Raw genomic sequence first — 1002 nt, 5'->3', positions numbered from 1 at the left:
TGCCAGGATCGGGTCCAGCAGGGACCGCTCCTGGGCGTGCCCGTCCTCGCAACAGACCACGTCGATCGCCAACCCGAGGGCCGGGTCGAGAACCACCAGGGCGTGCCCCGGCAATGGCCCCCGCGACCACGTCCCGCAGCGGCTGGAGCCGCCGTTGGGTCTGGCACAAGTGGTTCCCGTCGAGCACCTTCACCCGGGGAGCGGGTCCGGGGCCGACCCGCCCATCGCCCGGATGACCGGCCCGAGCCGCTCGGCGGTGTGCCGCACCCGTTCCCGTCCCGCGGCAGTCGGCACACGGGCCCGGCGGGCGTACACGGCCGCGACAGATACCGGCAGGTGGTCGTCGGCCGGGTACGCGGCGTGGACCGAGGGCTTCACCCGGCACACGACGTTGGCCATCCGGTCGACGCCGGTGGAGGACAGCAACTCGCGGTCGTCTCGATCCCCGGCGATGCGAACGAACAGGGCGTCGAGGTGCGTCGGATCGAGGGCGTACTCGAACGCACCACGGACCGCGACCGCCATCGGGCTTCGCTCCACGAAACGCTCAACCACCGCGCCCAGTAACATCCCTGCACCTCATAATGCTCACGCAACATCTATCCCCACAGGCTATTACGGATCGCGCACCTGTGTTGAAAGGGATGGATCCATGCTCTTGCGTGGCAGGTCCGCCAACAGCCCACGACAGTACGCGCGCAGGTGATCCACGCTCCGTGGATCGAACAACGGCTCGAACGCGCACAGATAGCGAGGGAATGCCGGCCCCACCGCTCGCACCTGATCCTCGGTCATCCGAATCCCTCCGAGGGCACAGAGGGTTAATTTATACCGGACCTAGCGCTGGAGTGATAAGTCGAGACCCGAAAAGTGGATCTGCCCGAAACTCGGGACAACCGTGTTGGCACTCATAGGGCACGCCTCCAAGGCGGGAGGACAGCACAATGATACCCACGTCACACGTCAACCCCAACTTGCGGTACAAGGTGAGGTCGTGAGGTC

At 66.4% G+C, this 1002-nt stretch carries 2 protein-coding genes; both read right to left on the bottom strand.

Annotated features, from left to right (window positions below):
• Positions 1 to 189: 189 nt before the first annotated feature.
• Positions 190 to 525, bottom strand: a complete 336-nt coding sequence (locus R5W23_RS09220; protein WP_320686082.1) for a hypothetical protein — start codon at positions 523 to 525, stop codon at positions 190 to 192.
• A gap of 90 nt (positions 526 to 615) precedes the next feature.
• A complete protein-coding gene (locus R5W23_RS09215) occupies positions 616 to 795 on the bottom strand; it encodes a hypothetical protein (protein WP_320686081.1) in 180 nt (59 codons plus the stop codon).
• Positions 796 to 1002 lie beyond the last annotated feature (207 nt).

This window comes from Gemmata algarum, assembly GCF_034097035.1.
Classification (GTDB): Bacteria; Planctomycetota; Planctomycetia; order Gemmatales; family Gemmataceae; genus Gemmata; species Gemmata algarum.
This window is presented reverse-complemented; position numbering and strand designations above follow the sequence as displayed.